Origin of the sequence: Streptomonospora litoralis, assembly GCF_004323735.1 — a bacterium.
In the GTDB taxonomy this organism is placed as follows: Bacteria; Actinomycetota; Actinomycetes; order Streptosporangiales; family Streptosporangiaceae; genus Streptomonospora; species Streptomonospora litoralis.
Genome location: NZ_CP036455.1, coordinates 5447657 through 5467786 on the forward strand (window position 1 = coordinate 5447657; position 20130 = coordinate 5467786).

Here is a 20130-nt window from a genome sequence, read left to right on the forward strand (position 1 = left end):
CTGTGGAGCGCCGGACCGCCATCCTCCGTGGACGTTTTCCCATGTTTCGAGGCCGAATTTCGGCTTTTCAGCACGATCGTCTACAGACAGTTCCCGGAACGCCGAGTGGCGTGGGGCGGCCCTCCCCAGAGAGTGAGGAGGAGGGTGTCGGCGTCGCCGGCCTCGATGAGGCCGGCGGGGGTCGACGGCGAGGCTTACACCGGCGAAGCTGTCGAACTCGGCAAGAACGGCCAAGTGATCGCGCTGACCACCTACGAGCGCGGCCTGGAGCACGGCCCCTCGCTGGAGTGGTACCCGAACGGGCAGCTCATGGAAGAAGGCCGCGTGGACATGGTCAAGGGGGCCGTGGGGGTCTGGAAGACCTGGCACAAGGACGGAACCCTGGCCGCCGAGCGCACGTTCGACGACGACGGCCGGATGCTCGCCGACCGCGCATGGGACGCCGACGGCCACGTGGTCAAGGACAAGGTCTACTCCAACCCGCTGTAACCCGAACGGCGGCAGTGAAGCGCGAGGCGGTGGCGCCGCCGCGGTTTCACCATTGTCCGGACAACGGGTGGCAATGCATGCGATCATGCATTCTGACACCTGCACCAGCGTACCGGCGAAAGGTCGGCCGCTACCCTATGGCCGCATTCGGATATCGGGAGCCCTTCCTACGGCAGCTCGGCCCTGATAAGCAGGTACCGCAGATCCGTCCAGGACCATCGACTCAGGGCCGGGATCTTATGGAGTTGTGGCAGCGGAACTTCGTACGCGCAGCGCTGCGGTCGAGACTGAACGAGCTTCACGGCGAGGAGTTCGAAACTTTCTTCCACAAGCTGATGGAGCTCCGCGATCCGGGCTTCCTGGGAGTGCGCACTTACGGAGACTATGGCGACCTCGGCGCGGACGGGCTCACGGTGAACGCTCGCCGCCTGTACGCGTGCTACGCCCCACAGTCGGTGCGTCAGACCAGCGTCAAAAGCAAATTCAGGCGGGATCTAAGCGGCGCCTTGGAGAAGCGTTCCGACGAGTTCGACACGTTCGTGTTCGTGCACAATGATCTTCGTGGAATCCTTCCGGCCGTGACGTCGGCTATCAGCCACGCCAAGGCCGACCATCCGCAGTTGCGGTTCGAGGCGATGGGCGCGAACAGGCTCTTCCGAGAGATCAGACGGCTCGACCTCGACGACATCGAGGAGCTTCTCGGCCCTCTTCCAGTACGGGAGGTGGTAACCGGAGTGGGTATGGAGGACGTTGCCCCACTACTGGATCATCTCGCCCAGAGCCGGACGCGGACCGCCCCACCGGACGGAATCCCTATACCGCCCCAGGACAAACTCGAATATAACGGATTCTCCGCGGATTACCGGCAACTGCTGGTCCGGCAATTGCCGTACGTGCCGCTGGTCGAGGCTTACTACCAGCAGCGCACCGACCCCTCCGAGCGGGATGAGACGGCGGGCGCGTTCCGCGACGAGTACTCTGCGGTGCGCGACGGGTGCAGCGATCCCGATGACATGCTGGATCAACTCCTGCAGTACATCCTGGGCAACAAGTCCGCCTCCCTGCGCGTCCAATCGGCTGCGCTGACGGTGTTGATGTACTTCTTCGGCGAGTGTGAGATCTTCCGAATACCACCTTCCGGGTGGCAGACTGAGCGGGTGGGCATGGAGGGAGCGGGATGATCACCCCGACCAAGGGAATCGCACCGCAACGGGCGCTGCTCACGGTCGGGGCCCAGGTCCTGCTCGCCACCGAGGGCCGGCCTGTCACCGTGAGTCAGGCGTGGCGGCGATTCCAGGAATGGCGAGCGGAGCACAAACACAACGCCCCGATTCCATTCTGGTGGTTTGTCCTGGGACTCGACGTCCTCTATGCACTCGGGGTCGTCGAACTCAGGAATGAGATCCTGGTTTTCCGAGAGCGCTCCGATGCTTCGTGAACTCGGGGCCGGCGACGAGCGGTTCCGTACCGTGCGGTTCACCGAAGGGCTCAACCTCCTCATCGCCGACCGAACAGCCGCATCGACGGAACAGGAAAGTCGTAATGCCGTCGGGAAGACGAGCGCCGCAGAACTTCTCCAGTTCCTTCTGGGTGCCGACCAGACGAAGCTCACGCGAAACAGTTCGATCAAGAGCATGGGGTTCCATCTCGATCTCGATTGGCCGGGAATCGGGGACACTCTCCGAGTACGAAGAAGCGGAGCGAAACCCGGCTATGTGTTCCTGACTCCGGACATCACGGGCACCAGCGCTGTCGACCCCACCCTTTTCAGAGTCGATAGAGCGGGCACTACCGTGCCGATATCGGACTGGCGATCGGAACTAGAGCGTTCCCTTTTCGGCATACGTGCGGAGGATTCGGGACTGAGCGGCAGGACACTCATATCGTTCTACATCCGTCGCGCCGAGGCGGGCGGGTTCAGCGATGCGCTGCGCCCCAACACCAAAGTGTCGCGGCATGTCGCCACAGCGAACCTGTGCTACCTGCTGGGCATGGACTGGGCGCTGGCGAAGCGCTACAACGACGTCTCCGAAAAGGACCAGACCAGAAAGAAACTTGCAGGCGCAGCGAAAGACAATCCGACGTTGGGAAAGATCGTCGGGAGTTCAGCGAAACTGCGCGGCCGGATTCAGGCTGTCGACGAGCGCATCAGCGGTCTGGAACGGCAGATCGAGGGTTTCCAGGTAGTCCCCGAGTATGAGGAGATCCGCAGGGAAGCCGACCAGGTCGACGCGCGAATCCGGGAGTTGCGCAGCAGCGAGGTGGTGGACCGCCGCAATCTGGAAGACATGGAGCGGGCCGTAACCGAGGCGACCGAGCCCGACGACGCCTATCTGGAAGGCGCCTACTCCGAACTGGGTGTCGTCCTCGGCCGGGAGGTCCGAGCACGCTTCGACCAGGTGAAGGAGTTCCACCAGGCTGTAGTACGCAACCGCCGCCACTACCTCGACGAGGAGATCGACCGCCTCCGGCGGCAGCTACAGGAGAGCGAGCGGGAGCGGGGCCGCCTCGGTGATCGTCAGGCCGAACTGCTCCGCATCCTGCACGACGGCGGTGCGCTGGACACCCTTACGATGATGCAGCGTGTGCTCGCGAAAGAGGTGGCTGAGCGCGAAGCGCTTCAGCACCGCGCGGAGGCGGCGGAGGCTCTGGAACAGAGCCGGCGCGAGATCACACAGGAGAAACTGCAGCTCGAAGGCGATATGGCCGCGGACATCGCCGAGCGCCGAAAGTTGGTGCAGCAGGCGAGCTCGTTGTTCACGCGGTTCGCCCGACGGCTCTACGGCAACGACCGCAACCCCTATCTGAACTTCGAAGCGAAACGGAGTTCGCTGGACATCGTCCTGCAGCTCGACAGCGACAGCAGCAGCGGCATCTCCAACATGAAGACGTTCTGCTTCGACCTCACATGGGCGGTCGTTGCGCATCGGGCCGGCCGAGGGCCGGACTTCCTCGTCCACGACAGCAAGATCTACGACGGTGTGGACGAGCGCCAGGTGAAGGAAGCGCTGTCACTCGCGGCGGAAGTCATGGCCGAAGAGGGGATGCAGTACATCGTGACCATCAACTCCGACGACCTCGACAAGGCCGTGCGCCTCGGCTTCGACCCGGCGCCGTACGAGATCGCCCCCCGATTGAACGATCGTCCCGAAGGCGGCCTCTTCGGCTTCCGCTTCTGACACCTTCGAGAGGCGGACGTCATCGGCGGGCACCGCGTCAGGTGCTGTGGGACGGATCTGCGGCTTCCCGCTGTGCGGAGGTTGCATGGGCTGAGCGCCGCGCCGCGCGGACGAGTGCCGCGATACGGGCGGCGACGACCGCCAGGCAGGTAAGGGCGGCGATGCCGAGGAAGGACAGCTCCGCCGGGACGGCGTAGAAGCGCTGGAGCCACGTGGCGTCGCGGCCTCCCATGAGGAAGTCCACGCCGGGTTGGAAGACCGCCAGCAGGGCCGGGGGGAACGAATAGGGCAGCAGCCGGACGGCGGCCCGCCACATCGGGCGCCGGCGGCGGCGCGTCGCCCAAGTGCCGCTGCGCAGCAGCCCGCGGATACCCAGAGCCGCGGTTGCGGCGGTGAGGGCGCCGAATACGGCGTCGATCTTCCACAGCGAGGAGCCGCCCTGGGGAGGTGTGCGCCCCTCGGTCAGCGCGAGTAGGCCGTCGGCCAGGCCCCAGAGGTCCTCTTCGGTGAGCGTGATCCCGCTGTTGTACAGCACCGCGACGCCGTAGCCGGTGTCGGGCACGAGGAACTGGTAGGCGGAGTAGGTGGACAGCGAACCGCCGTGCCAGATCTGCGGTTGCCGGGCGCGGTCGGCCCCGTCGGGCACGCGCCGCATCCAGCCCAGCGCGTAGCGGCCCTCGTTCGCCGAGGGCGTGTGCATCTCGGCGACGCTGCCCGCGGAGACCACGCGCTCCCGGTTCGCCGCGCGTCCGCCGCTCTGCTGCAGGATCAGCCACTTCGCCATGTCCTCGGCCGTGGACACGATCCCTCCGGAACCGGCGCTGAAGTGGTCGGGTTCGGGCATGGGGATGTTCATCCCGTAGGCGCGTATGTGGCCGTCGGCGAGGCTGTCGGGGGCGGGCGTGCCCGCCGCCTCGGCAGCGACCGTGTCGTCCATCCCGGCCGGCGCGAAGACCTTTCGCCGCAGGTAGGTGCCGAACGACTGCCCGCTGACCACCTCCACCAGCCGCGCCGCGACGTGGTAGTTGGGGTTGTGGTAGTTCCAGTCGGTCCCCGGCTCGGCGGCGAGCCCGGCGGTGCGCAGCTGCGCGACGGCCTCCTTCAGGGAGTCCGGCTGCTCGGGCCGGGAGGCGTCCGGAAACGTCCGGTCCGACATCCCCGAACTCTGGTCGAGCAGCTGGCGCACGGTGATCCGTGCGCCGCGCGGGTCGTCGATGCGGAACCCGGGGAGGTAGCGCCGCACCGGCCGATTCAGCTCGACCTCGCCCGCCTCCACCAGCTGCATAACGGCCAGGGCGGTGAACGACTTGCTCAGCGAGGCGATCCGCATCGGCGAGCGGGCCGTCAGCGCCTCGCCGTCGCCGGCATGGCCGTAGCCGGCGGTGAGCACCACCTCCTGACCCTTGGTGACCGCGACGGTCGCGCCCGGCAGGCCGGTGCGTTCCACGTAGCGCTCGGCGAAGCGGTCCAGCTCGGCGGCAGTCGCGCCCGTCTCGTCCGCGACGGCGGCCGGGCAGAGCCCCGTCAGGACGGTGAGCGCGGTGACCGCGCACGCCGCGAGGGCGCCCAGGGCCCCGCGGCGGCGCGGAGAGAGTGTGTGCGGTGGCGGTGAGGGTCCAACAGCCCGCATCGGTCGCCTCCCAGATCGTCGGGATGTACTGCCGGAAAACGCTAGGGAGCGGGCGCCCGGCCGGGCATCGCGCGTCGGTGCCCGCCCGGGTGCCGCCTTCGTGGCCGCGTGCACGGCACCACCCCCCCTTTCGTGGCGCCCGGCAGCGGCCGACCCCCCACTGACGGGCGAAGATAGGGTCGCCCCGGTTCTGTAGCGTTGGGCCGTGCAGCCGCTCGACGAAACATCCCGCCGCTCGTCCGTCGGCCCGCGGGCCGACGGCGCCGTCGTACGCGGCGCCGCGCTGTGGGCGGCGTTCGCGCTTTTCGGGACCCTGTCCGCGGTGTCCGTCGCCGTGCCGGTCGGCAGCGCGGGTGCCGTGTCGGTCCTCGCGCCCGCCATGGGCGCGGCGGCGTTCGTGATCGGCCGCGCGGAGGGCCGGGAGCCGGCCATGGTGGGCGCGCTCGCGGTGCTGATGGGGGCTCACTCCGCGGCAGCGGCGCTCGGCGGGGGCACGGTGACACACGCCTTCCTCGCTGCGGCGGCCGTCGTGGTCTGCGCCGTCCTGCCGTGGCTGCTCGGCCGCTACCTGCGGCGCCGCGCCGAGGCCGCCTCCTTCGGCTGGCGGCGCGCCGAACTGCTTGAACGCGAGCGCGACCTGGTGGCCGAGCGCGAGCGGCTGCGCGAACGCGCCCGCATCGCCGAGGAGATGCACGACTCCCTCGGCCACGAACTCAGCCTGGTCGTGGTGCGCGCCGGTGCGATGCAGGTCGCGCCGGACTACGGCGAGGACGAGCTGCGCCGCGCCGCCGGAGAGGTGCGGGACGGCGCCGCCGGTGCGGTCGAGCGGCTGCAGGAGGTCATCGGGATACTGCGGAAGACCGGCGACCCGCTGGCCGGGGAACCGCTGGGCCAGAGCCCCGGCGAACTGGTCGAACGGGCGCGCGGCGCGGGCATGGACGTCGAGGTGCACGGCGCCGGACTGCTCGACGGGCAGCCCGAGGCGGTGCAGCGGACGCTGTACCGCGTGGTACAGGAGGCGCTGACCAACGCGGCCAAGCACGCGCCGGGCGCGGCGGTGGCCGTCCGCGCCGAGGACGGCGCGCACGGCGGTCGCGTGGTGCGGGTGCGCAACGGACCGGCGCGGCGGGCCGGGCCGACGGTGCCGGCGGCGGTCTCCGGAGGACGCGGATTGTGCGGGCTGGCGGAGCGGCTGCGGCAGCTGGGTGGCGAGGTCGAGGCCGGGGCCCGCGACGACGGCGGATTCGAGGTGGTCGCACAGCTGCCACCGGGCGCCGCCGCGCCCGCGGCGGGCGGCGCGGGCGGCGGGCGGTCGGCGGAGCAGGCGTCCCGCTTCGCCGCTTCGCAGCGGCGCGCGCTGGGCGCGGCCCTCGCGGCGCCGGTCGCGCTGCTCGCCGTGCTGGCGGCGGCATGGCTGGGATATTACGGCTACGTCTCCGCGCGGTCGGTGCTGGAGCCCGAGGAGTTCGCACGGCTGCACGTCGGCCAGGAGCAGCGCCGAGTCGAGGCGGTCCTCCCGGCGATGCGGATGCTCGACCCGCCGTCCGAGCGCGGCGGCGCGCCCGGCGGTGAGGCGCGGTGCCGGTACTACCGCTCCGAAGTCACACTGCCGGGTGCGGCCGCCACCGCGTACCGGTTGTGCTTCTCCGAAGGCCGGCTCGTCGCCAAGGAGGCCGTGCCCGTCGGCACCTGAGCAGAAAGGGGGACCCGGTGATCCGGATCCTGCTGGCCGACGACGAACCCCTGATGCGGGTCGGCATCCGCACGATCCTCTCCGCCGACTCCGGTATCGAGGTGGTCGCCGAGGCCGGGACAGGACGCGAAACCGTCGACCTGGCCCGGCGGTACCGCCCCGACGTCGCGCTCGTCGACATCCAGATGCCCGACACCGACGGGTTGACCGCCATCGGGGGGATTCTGGAGGCGTCGCCGCGAACGGCGGTCGCGATGCTGACGACGTTCGGTCAGGACGACTACATCACCCGCGCGCTGGACGGCGGCGCGAGCGGCTTCCTGCTCAAGACCGCCGAACCGCAGGAGCTGATGGCCGGGGTGCGCGCGGTCGCCGACGGCGGCGCGTTCCTCTCGCCGAAGGTGGCCCGGCGGGTGATCTCCCACCTCAGGGACCGCCCGGCGTCCCCGGCCCACGCCGCACGCGAGCGCGTCGCCGCGCTCAGCCGCCGGGAGAAGGACGTCCTGGCCTCGCTGGGGACGGGCCGCTCCAACGCGGAGATCGCACGGGACCTGCACCTGGCGGAGGACACCGTCAAGGCCCACGTCAGCGCCATCCTCACCCGACTGGACCTGCAGAACAGGGTGCAGGCGGCCATCCTGGCGCATGAGGCGGGGATGTCCCGCAGGGAGTGAGGCGGGTGTGGGCGCCGCGGGACAGGCCGGCCGCCGGTCGCACGGATGAACGGCCGGCGCCGCGCGACGGCCGTCCGCAGGATTCAGGCTCCCGGTGAATCCGGGTTCTCCGGGTCGGGCCGGGTCCGGATCTCGTGCAGGGTGACCTGGAGGTGGTGCTCCATCGCCTCGACGGCGCGGGCGGGCTCGCCGGTGAGGACGGCGTCCAGCACCACCTCGTGCTCGGTGGCGGAGACGGCGGGGTCCTCGGCGGTGGTGAGGAAGCGGCGGTGGCTCTCCTCGCGGCTGGCGGCGAGGGACTGTTCGAGCGCGCCGAGGATCTGCGCGAGGCTGCGGTTGCCGGAGGCTTCGGCGAGGGCCTGGTGGAAGTCGAAGTCGGTGCGCACCCGCGTGGGCATGTCGAGCGGGTCGGCGCGCATCTCGGCGATGGACCGGCGGGCCCGCTCGATGTGCGGGCGGGTGCCCTCCTCGTCGGGACCGGCGATCCGCTGCGCGGCCAGACGGGCGCCGTGCACCTCCAGTGCCTTGCGGATCTCGGTGAACTCCATCAGCGCCCGGCGGTCGCGCAGCACCGACAGCGCCACGAAGCTCTCCACGGGCAGCGCGTTCGGCGAGGCGATGACCGCGGGCTTGCCCTGGCGGCGGTGCACCAGACCCTTGGTCTCCAGGGTCTTCATGGCCTCGCGGAGCACGACCCGGCTGACGCCGAAGCGCTCGGCCAGCTCCTTCTCAGAGGGCAGTTGGCGGCCGGGCTTGGCGTCGGGGCCGACGCACAACTCCTCGACGAAGGCGACGACCTGCGCGGTCAGCGAGTGCGGCCGTGCGCGCTGGGGGCGGGCCGTCTCCGCGGAGCGGTCCGCGGCGCCCGTTGGCTGCGGCTCCGACGGCTCCGGGGACGCTGCTCCCATTCTGCTTCGCCTCGCCCTTCGCTGAGTGGATGTTCCGGCGCCATCAGCCTACAGACGCCCGCGCGGCGCCCCTTCCCGTTGATTGTGCCCCGGTAGTCACGCAATGCGATTTCCATTGACTACAGGGACAAGAACGACGCCGACGAACCGACAGATCTGGACAAACAGGACTATTGACTGCTTAGCAGCTTGTATTACAGGATAGACCGATCAGTCGCGGGCTGCGCGTCGTGCCAGGTCGCAGGGGTTACGGTCGCGTCGGCGGCGCGGCTTAGCCCGTATCTCCGCCGAAAGGGAGCGCTCGGGGTGAACAGGTCCGACAGGGAAATCTGCATGGGCGCGTGGGACGGCCCCGAGAGCGGGCACGGGTCGATCTCTCCCCCCGTGTTCCAGACCAGCCTGTTCGCCAAGCCGTCCTTCCGCTCGTTCGTGGAGCAGCAGGCGCAGGAGGACGAGTACTTCGTCTACAGCCGCGGCACCAATCCCACGGTCGCGTTCCTGGAGGAGCGGCTCGCGCTGCTGGAGGGCGGGGCGGCCGCAAAGTGTTTCGCGTCGGGGATGGGCGCGATCAGCGCGCTGCTGACGAGCCGGCTGCGGCAGGGCGACCACGTGCTGTTCGTCAACCACGTCTACGGCCCGACGCTGGAGCTCGCGGAACACCTGGGCGGTTTCGGCATCGAGCACTCCGTCGTCACGGGCGAGGCGATCGGGGCCGACGCCTCCGGGATCGAGGAGCACATCCGCGCGAACACGGCACTGATCTACGCCGAGAGCCCGGGGACCATGCGGATGCAGGTACTGGACCTCGCCGCGATCGCGCGCATCGCGCGGCGGCACGGCATCGCGACCGCGGTCGACAATACGTGGTCGACTCCGCTCTTCCAGAAGCCGATGGCGGCCGGGATCGACATCGTCGTCCATTCGCTGACCAAGTACATCGGCGGGCACAGCGACGTCGTCGGCGGGGTGGTCGTCGCCTCGAAGCCCGTCGTCCGGGACCTGTTCTACAAGGGGCACCAACTGCTGGGCGCGGTGATGTCGGCACTGGAGGCGTCGATGGTGCTGCGCGGGCTGCGGACGCTGCCGGTGCGGATGGCCGAGCATCAGCGCAGCGCGGAACAGGTGATCGACTTTCTGACCACGCGGCCCGAGGTGGAGGCGGTGCACCACCCGTACCACGATCACCGGCCGGATGAACCGGTCGTCCGCGATCAGTTCAGCGGGTTCTCCGGACTGCTCAGCTTCGACCTGAAGGACGGCACGTTCGACCGCGTCGCCCGCTTCCTCGACAGCCTGTCGCTTTTCCGGATCGGGGTCAGCTGGGGCGGTTACGAAAGCCTCGCCACCTCGCCGCTGCGGCCGGGCAACGAGGACGACCTGCGCGCCAAGGGCTTCTCCACCGGCCTGATCCGCCTCTCCGTGGGGCTGGAAGGCGCGGAGAACCAGATCGACGACCTCGAAAGGGCCTTCGACAAGTTGTAGCCGACTGGTCATCCGGTCGAAGACGAAAGGAATCGCATGACCGCCCCCCACGAGCAAGCCGGTCCCGAAGCCGAGACCGACACCGGGACCGCCGACGGCACAGCGGCCGCGGACCTGCCGCAACCCAACGTGGCGACCGCCTTGGTCCCGGTGGTGGCCACCGTGGCGATCTTCGTCGGCGGGATCGGCATCATGGAGTACCCCGCGGAGCTGATGCTCATCTTCGCGGGGGTGGTGTTCGCGCTGTTCGCCGTCTGGCACGGCCGGAGCATGGGCCAGATCGTCACCGGCATGGGCGAGAAGATCAAGCGCGCCCTGCCCGCCATCCTGATCCTGCTCAGCATCGGCATGCTCATCGGGACGTGGATGATCTCCGGAACGATCCCGCTGATGGTGCACTACGGCCTGGAGCTGATCGATCCGGCCTACCTGTACGTCCTCGCGTTCATCGTCACCGCGATCGTCGCGACTTTCACGGGGACCTCGTGGGGCGCCGGCGGGACGATCGGCGTCGCCCTGATCGGTGTCGCCGAAACCATGGACGTATCACTGGCGATCACGGCCGGCGCGGTGGTCTCCGGGGCCTACTTCGGCGACAAGCTCTCGCCGCTCTCCGACACCACCAACATGAGCGCCCTGGCTGCCGGCGCCAACCTGTACGAGCACATCCGCCACATGCTCTACACGGCCGTGCCCTCCTCGCTGCTGGCGATCACCGTGTTCCTCATCGCCGGGTCGTCGATCGGCGCCTCCTCGGTCGATCTGAACGTCCTCGATCAGACGAGCGCCGAGCTGAACAGGCTGTTCACCCTGAACCCGCTGCTGCTGCTCCCGCCGGCGGTCGTGCTGATCGGTTCGATCATGAAAAAGCCGCCGCTCGTCGTGCTGTTCGTGTCGTCGATCAGCGCGCTGCTGCTGGGTGTGCTGGTGCAGGGGTTCAGCCTCGGCAACCTGTTCGCCGCCGCCACCTCCGGGTTCACGACCGACATGCTGCCGGGCGGCGACGTGTCGGAGACGCTGACGAGCCTGCTGGAGCGGGGCGGGCTGTACTCGATGTACTCCTCGGCCTTCTTCGTCTTCTGCGCGTTCTTCTTCGCCTCGGCGCTGGAGAACTCCAACGTGCTGCGCATCCTGCTCGGGCGCCTGATCCGCAAGCTCAGGTCCACCGGCGGCCTGGTGGCGACGACCCTGCTGTCCGGATTCGCCATCATCAACGGCACGTCCAACGCCCTGGTTACGTTCTTCCTGGTCAACGACCTGTACCGGGAGCCCTACCGACGGCAGCGGCTCCACCCCGTCAACCTGTCGCGCAGCATGGAGGACTCGGTGACGATCACCGAGGTGCTGATGCCGTGGACGGTCTCCGGCGTGTTCTTCGCGACCACGCTGGGCGTCGGCAACTTCGACTTCCTGCCGTGGGCGGTCTTCAACTGGAGCGGCTTCCTGTTCTCGGCGCTGCTGGCCTTCCTGGCGCCGCTGACCCGGGACTTCGGCATCCGCCGAATCGAGCGGGAGCCAAAGGGGGACGCCGCGGACGCCGCGGACGACGGGCGCGCCGCGGCCGACGACGCGGGCGAGGCGAGCACGGCGCGCTGAGCCGCGCGGCCGTCGGCCCGCCGGCGCGGACCGGCGGCCCGAGGAGGAGGGGCGACGGGGCCTCCCCGCCTCCTCGGGCGCCGGGACGGGCCGGCGCCGCGACCGCTCAGAGGCTCCACCAGTAGGAATCCGCGACCGTTTGGAAACCCAGTGAGCGGTACAGCGGTGCTCCGGCGGGCGCCGCGCACAGCACCGTCGGCAATTCCGGGGCGAGGCGCAGGACCGCCCGCTCCGCGAACACGTCGAGCAGCACCTTCTTGAACGCGGCCGCGGCGCCGCACCGTCAGAACGTCGCCATCAGGTACACGATCGACAGACCCAGCGCCGCGAAGCAGATACGGATGATCACCCAGTCCCGGGAGGTCGGGACCGCCTCGGGGTCCTCGAAACGTGCGGAGACATAGCGCGCCAACGCTCGGCGCGGGGTGAACACGAAAAGCGCGCACATCAACAGCACTCCTGTGCTGAGGGCGATCATCAATCCGGGCATGGAACCTACGACGTGCGGCCGCCATCGACGGTTCCGGCGGCACCGCCCGACGACGCCGTCGGCGGTGGACGGCTTGCCGTCCAGCTCGATGCAGCCGTCGGCGACGCCGATCATGTTGATCCAGACGTAGCCGCCGGGGCACGCCATCCGCTGTCGGCATCCAATCGGCGCACGGCGCGGCGGAGGCGGCCGGCAGGCGGCGCGACATCTCCCCGCGCCACCCCTCGGGCACGGTGCCCGTGACCCACAGCGGCGGCGCGGCGTCGGCGGCGACCGGCCGTCCAGCCCTCCGGTTCGAGGAGGGCAACCTGGCTCATGCGCCGGGCGCGGCGCATCGTCGCCTCCGAGGTGTCCCCGGGCGTCGCGCCGCCCACCATGCCGATCATGGCGGTGCCGGCGATCGACGCGCGGTCGCGCGACGGTCGGCCGCAGGATTCAGGCTCCCGGCGAATCCGGGTTCTCCGGGTCGGGCCGGGTCCGGATCTCGTGCAGGGTGACCTGGAGGTGGTGCTCCATCGCCTCGACGGCGCGGGCGGGTCGCCGGCGGCCGCGGCGAAACGCCTGCCATCACCGCGTTTGCCCAGCCGCCACCTCGGTACGCCCTAGACAGGTCGGTTGAAGGGAGCGGGATGCGTGCGAGCGGCAGGGACGCGGATTCGGAGATGCGGGTGCAGCTCATCGCCGGCCTGTCCCTCGGTGTGTTCGGCCTCGCTGCCCTGGCCACCGCGGTGACGCGGTCGGAGGCAGGACTGGGCGCGGCCGGGGCGGCGGCGGCGGTGTTCGCGCTGGCCTTCGTCCTCACGGCGTCGGTGCGCCTGCACCGCCTGCATCGGCGCAGCGGCGCGGACAGCGAACAGGCCGACGAGGAGAGCTGAGCCGGCGTCGCCGGCGGGTGCATCGCTCCGCGTTCCTCAGTACCGGGCTCGGCCACCGGCCTGGCGCCCCGCCTGCGTACGCGGTGGCGCCGCCGGAGTGATCGAAGCACCGGGCGCCCGTCACCGCGCGTACCGCTATATGCCTTTTGAGTAAGTCGCGCGTTTACGCCCGTTATGATCTTTTTATTTAATATTTACTTTCCTCTCATCCCTGAGACATATCTTCCTGCGTTGGCGAATCCCCCGCGCCTGTCACGCTCCCCCGTGCGGCCGGGCCGCTGAGTGTTTCCGACCCGGTCGAGAAAGGGTGGCGAGGGCTGATGAACGGCATGCACACGGGTTTCAAGCGCAGGGCGCGACTTCTCGGCGAGGCTCTGCGACCGCCCAGGTCCGTCCTGCCCGAGCGCGGCAAGGCCGAGCGGGTGGCGGCGCCGCACGCGAAGGCCGAGGCGCCGGGCGAGCCGACTGCGACCGCGGCGAAGCCGGTCCCCGCGAAGCCGACCGCCGCCAAAGCGGCAAAGCGACCGCCGAAGGAGACCGTCGAGTTCGAGTTCGGCGTGCCGATCGTGGCGCGGCACGTCACCTCGCCGGTCTTCGTGCTCAGTCCGATCCGCTCGGGTTCCACGCTGCTGCGGATGCTGCTGAACAGCCACTCCCGGATCCGCGCCCCGCACGAGTTGCATCTGCGCACGTTGGAGGTGCAGCTCCTCGAAGGCTTCTCCACCACGTCGATGCGCGAACTCGGCCTGGACAGGCTGGAGCTCGAACACGTGCTGTGGGACCGGCTGCTGCATCTGGAGATGGGCCGCAGCGGCAAGGACGTCATCGTCGACAAGACGCCCGGCAACGTCTGGGTCTGGGAGCGGCTGCGCCACGCCTGGCCGCAGGCCCGGTTCATCTTCCTGGTGCGCCACCCCGAGGGGATCATCGCCTCGCTGGCCGACCGCAAATCCAACAAGAGCGCCAGGGAGCAACTGGAGGCCAACGTCCTGAAGTACCTGGAGCCGCTGGAGAAGGCCCGCACAACGCTGGAGGGCCACTTCATGCGGTACGAGGACCTCACCGCGGACCCCGAGGCGGCCATGCAGAAGCTCTGCATGTACCTGGACGTGGACTGGGAACCGGGCATGCTCGACTACGGCGAGCACGACCACGGGAAGATCGCCCCCAACCTCGGCGACCGCAGCACCAACATCAAAACCGGCCGCATCCAGGCGCCGCGCGAGCTCGACAGCACTCAGGAGCTGCCGCCCGAGCTGGCACGCTACGCCGAGCTGTGGGGCTACGCCTGACCGGATCGCGAAAGGGCCGGTGCCCTCATGCGGCGGCCGCGGCGGATCCGGGACCGGTCCGGTCTGCTCGCCGCGGCCCGGCACGCCATCCCCGGCAGAGGATGTAGGCGGCCACGACGACCACCGAGAGCACGCCGTCGGCGATCGCGGCCGCCGCCGCGCCGACCACGCCCTGCCCGCCGAGGACGAACGCCCCGGCGGTGACGGACAGCAGCACCTTGTTGGCGATGACGATCTCCCACACCCAGCGGTAGTGCAGCGGACGCAGCGCCAGCAGGCCGAAGAGCGCTGCGAAGACGAGGAAGCCGTAGAGGCGCCAGGTCTGGGCCATCAGCTGCTCGGGGCCGGCCGCCAGCACGGTCGGCAGCGCGCCCGCGGCGGCGACCAGTGCGCTCACGGCCGCCGCCACCATCAGCAGGCGCCCTACCGTCGTGCGCCAGGGCGGCTGCGGATCGGCCGCGGCGGGCGAAGACGTGCCGTTGTTCATAGGACCCCTGTGATATCCCGGCCGATCCGGCTTATCCGGTTTCACGCAGAGATTAGCCGCGGTCCGCGGCCCCGGCCGAACCGGTGTCCGTATGGCGTCGCTCTCAGCCGGGGCGAAAGATTCGGTCAGGGCGCAGGCCCTTCGCCACGCGCCGAAACCGCCGACCACTGCGCGCACCACCCGCCGAGCCGCGGCCCGGCACGTATCGCCACCTCGGCGGGCGGGCAGTAGTGGCTATACCGGGAATCGGGGGAGGTGGACGCGATGGCGGAGTCCAAGCCGGGCGCGGATCTCGTGCTCCGGATCGGACGCGAGGAACTGGTGGTCCGCCGCCGGTACGAGGCGGTCAGCATCGTCAACGACGCTCTGATCGCACTGTGGTTCATCGTCGGCAGCGTCATGTTCTTTTCCCCCGCCTGGGAGTACTGGGGCACCTGGTGCTTCGTCGCGGGCAGTGTGGAGTTGCTCATCCGCCCGCTCATCCGCATGTCGCGGCACATGCACGTACAGGGAGTGCGCTCGCGGACGGCCGCGGGCAGCACGGTCGGCCCGGCCGCCTCGCCGGAGTCGTCGCAGGACTTCTGACGCCGACGGGGCGCGTGGCGGTCAGGCGGCGGGTTCGCCGAAGACGCTGGTGTAGGTGACGGGGTTGCCGTACTCGTCGACGTGCGCGAGGAGCCCCTCCCGCCAGTCCAGGCGCATGACGTAGACGTTGTTGTAGGGCCGCCCGTCCGCAGTGGTGAAAGCGCCCGTGGTCTGCACGAACGTCGTGTCGCCTGCCGCGGTGGCGCTGACGCGGACGTCCGTGAAGGCGATGCGGTCCATGCCCTCGGTGATCCCCCGCAGATAGCCCAAGACCTCCGCCTTGCCCGCGAAGTGCCCGGCGGCCTCCGGCGCGCCCGTGAGGGAGAGCGCGATGGTGAGCGTGGCCTGCGGGTGGAGGGAGCGCTCCAGCTCCGCGACGTCCTTGCGTTCAAGCGCTGCGAGGAACGCCCGAGTGCGGGCCTCTGCCGCGTGCGCACCGCCGAGGGCCGAACCGTCCGCGACCGGGTGGGCGCTGCTGTCCGTCATAACCGGACCTCCGTCGTGAATATGATACTGCGTATCGTTTGATGCTTAGTATCATAAGAGACGGAGTGCCCGGTGTCTAGAATGGCTTCATGGACCGGCCCAGCCCTGTGGAGGACTCGCTGCGCGAGCGCAAGCGGCGGCGTGCGCGCGAGTCGATCGTCGAGGCCGCCTTCGAGCTGTTCACCGAACACGGCTTCGAGGGCGTGACCGTCGCCGACATCGCCGAACGCGCCGAGGTCGGGCGGGCGACGTTCTTCCGCCACTTCGGCGACAAGCAGGAGGTGGTCTTCGGCGACGACCCCGACATCGAGACCGCGGTCGCCGAGGAGGCGCGCCGTCTCCCCGCCCCGGATCCGATCGGAGACTCACTGCCCGACGCGCTGGCGTACCTGCGGCGGTTCGCGGCACTGCTGGTCGCACGGATGACCGAGAACCCGGCCGCCTACCGGTTGCACGAGCGCATCGTCGCCGAGACACCGGAACTGCGGGCCCGCAGCCTGCTCAAGCAGCGCCGCTACGCGGAGGCCATGACCACCCTGCTCGTCGAGCGAGGGGCCGACGTACGCACCGCACGGCTGGCCGCCGAAACCGCCCTGGCCTGCTACTACGCGGGCCACGCCACCGCCGGCGGCGATCCCGCCCGCCTCGCCGCCGACGTCGACGCCGCCTTCGCCCGCCTGGTGTGACGCCCCGCGGCACCGTGCCAGGCCGCCGAGCCCGATCGAACCGATTCACCGCGCAACCCCGCGACCACGGCAAACACCCGGCGGCGCGGCGGTTGCGGGCGATCGACACGGGAAAAACGACACGGACGGTTTACATGCCGAATTGATCTGGCTACTGTAATTGGGAGCGCTCCCAAGAGTGACTCAGATCATGGCGATCGACGACAACCAGACCCGGCCGGGCGTATTCCCACGGTATCCAGGTACTTTGGGAGCGCTCCCAGCCCATACAACATCCCCCATACGACATCCCCCGCGACCCCCTTTCGCCATCCCCCTGTCCCCGTCCCGGCATCCGTCCCCGGCATCCCCCATCCCGGGCGCGGCGCCCGCCCCGCGGACCGCACCGCGCCATAATTCCGCCCGATCCGTCTGCACCGCCGGCCCCCGGCGACCGACAGCACGGACCACACGCGTCGGCTGAGGCGACTACGCAGCGTCGCCGCGCCTACGCACCATGCCCACCGCCAGGTTCGACCGCCCTCCCCGGGCGCATCCCCCACGTCCCCGCCGCCCCGGCGGGGTCTTGCAAAGAAACTGGAGGTACTCCATCACCATGGGTTCCCGGCTCTTGACCCGATGGCCGCTCGGGCGGCTGTTAGCGGGCGGGCTGGCGGCAGGGCTCGTAGCGGCCCTGGCGCCCACCTCACCCGCGTTCGCGGCGACGGAGTGTTCCGTCGACTACGAGATCACCAACGAGTGGGGCAGCGGGTTCACCGCGAACGTCACGCTCAACAACGAGGGCGACCCCGTCCCCGGCTGGACGCTGGGCTGGGCGTTCCCCGACGGCCAGCAGGTCACCAACGGCTGGAGCGGCGACTTCAGCCAGAGCGGCGCCGACGTCACCGTCACCGGCCCCGGCTGGAATCCCGACCTGGAGAGCGGCGAGTCCGTGACGGTCGGCTTCCAGGGCAGCCTCAGCGGCGGTAACGGGGAGCCCGCGGAGTTCACCCTCAACGGCTCCGTCTGCGGCGGAGGCGGCACCCCGGAGAACCAGCCTCCCGAGGTGAGTCTGACCTCGCCCGCGGACGGCTCGACGTTCCTGTCCGGCGAGGACATCGAACTCGCGGCCGACGCCTCGGACGGCGACGGCTCCGTGGAGCAGGTGGTCTTCGAGGCCGACGGCACCGAGATCGGCACCGACTCCTCCGCGCCTTACACCGCCACCTGGTCGGGTGCCGAGACCGGCCCCTACTCGGTGACGGCCACCGCGGTCGACGACGCCGGTGCGGAGACCACCTCCGACCCGACCGCCGTCGAGGTCATCGACGAGCCCGAGATCGTGGCCACCCCCGCCAACGTGAGCGTCCGCCAGGGCGGCGAGGTCACCTTCGACGTCACGCTGTCCAACGCGCCCGACTCCGCGGTGGACGTCGGCGTCTCGCGCACCGGCGGCAGCTCCGACCTCAGTGTCTCCTCCGGCGGTTCGCTGACCTTCACCGCCGACAACTATGACACCGAGCAGGAGGTCACCGTCTCCTCGGCCGACAACGGCGGCTCGCTGGCCTCCGCGGTCTTCACCGCCTCCGGCGACGGCTACGGCTCGACCGAGGTCGAGGTCACCGAGATCGACGCCTCCACCTCGGACTACGAGGCGGCGTTCCTGGAGCAGTACGAGAAGATCAAGGACCCCGCCAGCGGCTACTTCCGCGAGTTCGAGAACGGGCTGGTGCCCTACCACTCGGTGGAGACCCTGATCGTGGAGGCGCCCGACCACGGGCACAACACCACCTCCGAGGCGTTCAGCTACTACCTGTGGCTGGAGGCCAGCTACGGGCGCGTCACCGGCGAGTGGGGCCCCTTCAACGACGCCTGGACGTCGCTGGAGGAGTACATCATCCCGGGCACGGAGGACCAGCCCACCAACGGCTCCTACGACCCGTCGTCGCCGGCGACCTACATCCCCGAGCAGGACACGCCGCAGGGCTACCCCTCGCCGCTGGACGACAGCGTGCCGGTCGGTGAGGACCCGCTGGCCGAGGAGCTGAGCAGCACGTACGGGACCGACGAGGTCTACGGCATGCACTGGCTGCTCGACGTCGACAACACCTACGGCTACGGCTTCTGCGGCGACGGCACCGACGACGCCCCCGCCTACATCAACACCTTCCAGCGCGGGTCGCAGGAGTCGGTGTGGGAGACCGTGCCGCACCCCTCGTGCGAGACGTTCGACCACGGCGGTGAGAACGGGTTCCTCGACCTGTACACCGACGACGACTCCTACGCTCAGCAGTGGCGCTACACCAACGCACCCGACGCCGACGCGCGCGCGGTGCAGGTGGCCTACCTGGCCAACAAGTGGGCCGAGGAGCAGGGCAACGCCGACGCCATTTCCGGTGTCGTCGACGACGCCGCCAAGATGGGCGACTACCTGCGCTACTCCATGTACGACAAGTACTTCAAGGAGATCGGGGACTGCGTCGGCGCCCAGGACTGCGCCGCCGGTCAGGGCAAGAACAGCGCCCACTACCTGATGTCCTGGTACTACGCGTGGGGCGGCGCGATGGAGTCCGCGGAGTACCCGTGGGCCTGGCGCATCGGCGGCAGCTCCTCCCACCAGGGCTATCAGAACCCGATGGCGGCCTACGCGCTCTCGGAGAGCGAGGCGCTGCAACCGGACTCGCCCACGGCAGCCGAGGACTGGTCGACCAGCATGGACCGGCAGCTGGAGTTCATGCAGTGGCTGCAGTCCTCCGAAGGCGGTCTCGCCGGCGGCGCGACCAACAGCTGGGCGGGCAGCTACGAGCAGCCGCCGTCCGACGTCCAGCAGTCGCAGTTCTACGGCATGTACTACGACTGGCAGCCGGTCTGGCACGACCCGCCGTCCAACAACTGGTTCGGCTTCCAGGTGTGGGGCATGGAGCGCGTCGCCCAGCTCTACTACGAGACCGGCAACGAGCGCGCCGGGCAGATCCTGGAAAAATGGGTGCCCTGGGCCATCGAGCACACCGACGTCGGTTCGGGCGGCGAGTTCGCTGTCCCCGGCGACATGGAGTGGTCCGGCCAGCCCGACACCTGGGACGGCAGCTACACCGGCAACCCCGACCTGCACGTCGAGGTGGTCAGCCAGAACCAGGACGTCGGCGTCGCGGCCTCGCTGTCCAAGACGCTGCTGTACTACGCGGCGGCGTCGGGCGACACCGATGCCCGCACCACCGGTGAGGGCCTGCTGGACGCCCTGATCGCCAACGAGGACGACATCGGCATCACCGTCCCCGAGCAGCGGGGCGACTACGAACGCTTCGACGACGAGGTCTACGTTCCCGAGGGCTTCTCGGGCACGATGCCCAACGGCGACGCGGTCGAGCCGGGCGCCACCTTCACCTCCATCCGCTCCTTCTACCGGGACGACCCGCAGTGGCCCAAGGTCCAGGAATACCTGGAGAACCCTGACGGGGAAGCGCCCACGTTCACCTATCACCGGTTCTGGTCGCAGGCGGAGATCGCAACCGCCTTCGCCACGCACGACAACCTGTTCGGCTGACGCCGGCAGGCGGGTGCCGCGGCGGCCCACGCCTCCGCGGCACCCGGTCCGATGA

The 20130-nt window shown here is 69.7% G+C and carries 19 protein-coding genes; 13 read left to right on the forward strand and 6 right to left on the reverse strand.

The features are described from left to right. The first annotated feature begins 144 nt into the window (after positions 1-144). The 4 genes from EKD16_RS23240 to EKD16_RS23255 all read left to right on the forward strand — a co-directional run bounded on the left by EKD16_RS23240 (position 145) and on the right by EKD16_RS23255 (position 3668). On the forward strand, positions 145-489 hold the full coding sequence (locus tag EKD16_RS23240; protein ID WP_131101391.1) for a toxin-antitoxin system YwqK family antitoxin: 345 nt from the start codon (positions 145-147) through the stop codon (positions 487-489). Positions 490-728: 239 nt separating this feature from the next. Beyond that, a complete protein-coding gene (locus tag EKD16_RS23245; RefSeq protein ID WP_131101393.1) occupies positions 729-1670 on the forward strand; it encodes an ABC-three component system protein in 942 nt (313 codons plus the stop codon). Continuing rightward, the gene (locus EKD16_RS23250; protein WP_131101396.1) at positions 1667-1927 is read left to right on the forward strand and encodes an ABC-three component system middle component 6; all 261 of its coding nucleotides are present in this window, start codon (positions 1667-1669) and stop codon (positions 1925-1927) included. Before EKD16_RS23245 ends, EKD16_RS23250 begins: the two co-directional genes overlap by 4 nt. Continuing rightward, entirely contained in the window at positions 1917-3668 is a 1752-nt protein-coding gene (locus EKD16_RS23255; RefSeq protein ID WP_131101398.1) for an ABC-three component system protein, read from the forward strand. The genes EKD16_RS23250 and EKD16_RS23255 overlap by 11 nt, the downstream gene beginning before the upstream one ends. 37 nt (positions 3669-3705) lie before the next feature. Here the strand turns inward: EKD16_RS23255 and EKD16_RS23260 are convergent, their stop codons facing one another. Further along, complete coding sequence (locus EKD16_RS23260) at positions 3706-5298, reverse strand: serine hydrolase domain-containing protein (protein ID WP_165498647.1); 1593 nt, start codon at positions 5296-5298, stop codon at positions 3706-3708. A gap of 205 nt (positions 5299-5503) precedes the next feature. Between EKD16_RS23260 and EKD16_RS23265 the strand changes: the two genes are divergently transcribed. Beyond that, positions 5504-6991 carry a sensor histidine kinase gene (locus tag EKD16_RS23265; protein WP_165498648.1) on the forward strand — a complete coding sequence of 496 codons (1488 nt, stop codon included), beginning with the start codon at positions 5504-5506 and terminating at the stop codon, positions 6989-6991. A gap of 17 nt (positions 6992-7008) precedes the next feature. Then, positions 7009-7665 carry a response regulator gene (locus EKD16_RS23270; protein ID WP_131101404.1) on the forward strand — a complete coding sequence of 219 codons (657 nt, stop codon included), beginning with the start codon at positions 7009-7011 and terminating at the stop codon, positions 7663-7665. Between the two features lie 83 nt (positions 7666-7748). Here the strand turns inward: EKD16_RS23270 and EKD16_RS23275 are convergent, their stop codons facing one another. After that, positions 7749-8573 carry a FadR/GntR family transcriptional regulator gene (locus EKD16_RS23275; protein ID WP_131101406.1) on the reverse strand — a complete coding sequence of 275 codons (825 nt, stop codon included), beginning with the start codon at positions 8571-8573 and terminating at the stop codon, positions 7749-7751. 333 nt (positions 8574-8906) lie between these two features. On the opposite strand from EKD16_RS23275, the gene EKD16_RS23280 reads away from it, so the two are divergent. Further along, a complete protein-coding gene (locus EKD16_RS23280) occupies positions 8907-10055 on the forward strand; it encodes a trans-sulfuration enzyme family protein (protein WP_131101408.1) in 1149 nt (382 codons plus the stop codon). Between the two features lie 36 nt (positions 10056-10091). Continuing rightward, positions 10092-11651, forward strand: a complete 1560-nt coding sequence (nhaC, locus tag EKD16_RS23285; protein ID WP_131101410.1) for a Na+/H+ antiporter NhaC — start codon at positions 10092-10094, stop codon at positions 11649-11651. Between the two features lie 106 nt (positions 11652-11757). Here the strand turns inward: nhaC and EKD16_RS25550 are convergent, their stop codons facing one another. Together EKD16_RS25550 and EKD16_RS23290 are read right to left on the reverse strand one after the other, a co-directional pair. Next, complete coding sequence (locus EKD16_RS25550; protein ID WP_165498649.1) at positions 11758-11904, reverse strand: hypothetical protein; 147 nt, start codon at positions 11902-11904, stop codon at positions 11758-11760. Between the two features lie 30 nt (positions 11905-11934). Further along, complete coding sequence (locus EKD16_RS23290) at positions 11935-12255, reverse strand: hypothetical protein (protein WP_131101412.1); 321 nt, start codon at positions 12253-12255, stop codon at positions 11935-11937. A 515-nt stretch (positions 12256-12770) separates the two neighbouring features. Here EKD16_RS23290 and EKD16_RS23295 point away from each other — a divergent pair. After that, entirely contained in the window at positions 12771-13016 is a 246-nt protein-coding gene (locus EKD16_RS23295; protein WP_131101414.1) for a hypothetical protein, read from the forward strand. A 320-nt stretch (positions 13017-13336) separates the two neighbouring features. Next, positions 13337-14308 (forward strand): sulfotransferase family protein, encoded by a 972-nt coding sequence (locus EKD16_RS23300; RefSeq protein WP_131101417.1) that lies wholly within the window; start codon positions 13337-13339, stop codon positions 14306-14308. A 25-nt stretch (positions 14309-14333) separates the two neighbouring features. On the opposite strand, the gene EKD16_RS25555 is transcribed toward EKD16_RS23300, so the two are convergent. Beyond that, entirely contained in the window at positions 14334-14795 is a 462-nt protein-coding gene (locus EKD16_RS25555) for a hypothetical protein (protein WP_165498650.1), read from the reverse strand. Positions 14796-15059: 264 nt separating this feature from the next. Here EKD16_RS25555 and EKD16_RS23310 point away from each other — a divergent pair, with 264 nt between their 5' ends. Next, entirely contained in the window at positions 15060-15380 is a 321-nt protein-coding gene (locus tag EKD16_RS23310; protein WP_131101419.1) for a YrhK family protein, read from the forward strand. A 21-nt stretch (positions 15381-15401) separates the two neighbouring features. Here EKD16_RS23310 and EKD16_RS23315 read toward each other — a convergent pair whose 3' ends face one another. Next, entirely contained in the window at positions 15402-15866 is a 465-nt protein-coding gene (locus EKD16_RS23315; RefSeq protein ID WP_131101421.1) for a nuclear transport factor 2 family protein, read from the reverse strand. An 89-nt stretch (positions 15867-15955) separates the two neighbouring features. On the opposite strand from EKD16_RS23315, the gene EKD16_RS23320 reads away from it, so the two are divergent. Both EKD16_RS23320 and EKD16_RS23325 read left to right on the forward strand, forming a co-directional pair. Further along, on the forward strand, positions 15956-16552 hold the full coding sequence (locus tag EKD16_RS23320; RefSeq protein WP_131101423.1) for a TetR/AcrR family transcriptional regulator: 597 nt from the start codon (positions 15956-15958) through the stop codon (positions 16550-16552). Positions 16553-17147: 595 nt separating this feature from the next. Next, complete coding sequence (locus EKD16_RS23325) at positions 17148-20075, forward strand: glycoside hydrolase family 48 protein (RefSeq protein WP_131101426.1); 2928 nt, start codon at positions 17148-17150, stop codon at positions 20073-20075. Positions 20076-20130 lie beyond the last annotated feature (55 nt).

Excerpts from the sequence above, each read along its gene's own strand:
- EKD16_RS25555 (WP_165498650.1), bottom strand. The coding sequence starts at position 14,795 with ATGAACAACGGCACGTCTTCGCCCGCCGCGGCCGATCCGCAGCCGCCC.
- EKD16_RS23310 (WP_131101419.1), top strand. The coding sequence starts at position 15,060 with ATGGCGGAGTCCAAGCCGGGCGCGGATCTCGTGCTCCGGATCGGACGC.
- EKD16_RS23315 (WP_131101421.1), bottom strand. The coding sequence starts at position 15,866 with ATGACGGACAGCAGCGCCCACCCGGTCGCGGACGGTTCGGCCCTCGGC.
- EKD16_RS23300 (WP_131101417.1), top strand. The coding sequence starts at position 13,337 with ATGAACGGCATGCACACGGGTTTCAAGCGCAGGGCGCGACTTCTCGGC.
- EKD16_RS23325 (WP_131101426.1), top strand. The coding sequence starts at position 17,148 with ATGGGTTCCCGGCTCTTGACCCGATGGCCGCTCGGGCGGCTGTTAGCG.
- EKD16_RS23260 (WP_165498647.1), bottom strand. The coding sequence starts at position 5,298 with ATGCGGGCTGTTGGACCCTCACCGCCACCGCACACACTCTCTCCGCGC.
- EKD16_RS23275 (WP_131101406.1), bottom strand. The coding sequence starts at position 8,573 with ATGGGAGCAGCGTCCCCGGAGCCGTCGGAGCCGCAGCCAACGGGCGCC.
- EKD16_RS23245 (WP_131101393.1), top strand. The coding sequence starts at position 729 with ATGGAGTTGTGGCAGCGGAACTTCGTACGCGCAGCGCTGCGGTCGAGA.
- EKD16_RS23295 (WP_131101414.1), top strand. The coding sequence starts at position 12,771 with ATGCGTGCGAGCGGCAGGGACGCGGATTCGGAGATGCGGGTGCAGCTC.
- nhaC (WP_131101410.1), top strand. The coding sequence starts at position 10,092 with ATGACCGCCCCCCACGAGCAAGCCGGTCCCGAAGCCGAGACCGACACC.
- EKD16_RS23255 (WP_131101398.1), top strand. The coding sequence starts at position 1,917 with ATGCTTCGTGAACTCGGGGCCGGCGACGAGCGGTTCCGTACCGTGCGG.
- EKD16_RS23280 (WP_131101408.1), top strand. The coding sequence starts at position 8,907 with ATGGGCGCGTGGGACGGCCCCGAGAGCGGGCACGGGTCGATCTCTCCC.
- EKD16_RS23290 (WP_131101412.1), bottom strand. The coding sequence starts at position 12,255 with ATGATCGGCGTCGCCGACGGCTGCATCGAGCTGGACGGCAAGCCGTCC.
- EKD16_RS23250 (WP_131101396.1), top strand. The coding sequence starts at position 1,667 with ATGATCACCCCGACCAAGGGAATCGCACCGCAACGGGCGCTGCTCACG.
- EKD16_RS23320 (WP_131101423.1), top strand. The coding sequence starts at position 15,956 with ATGGACCGGCCCAGCCCTGTGGAGGACTCGCTGCGCGAGCGCAAGCGG.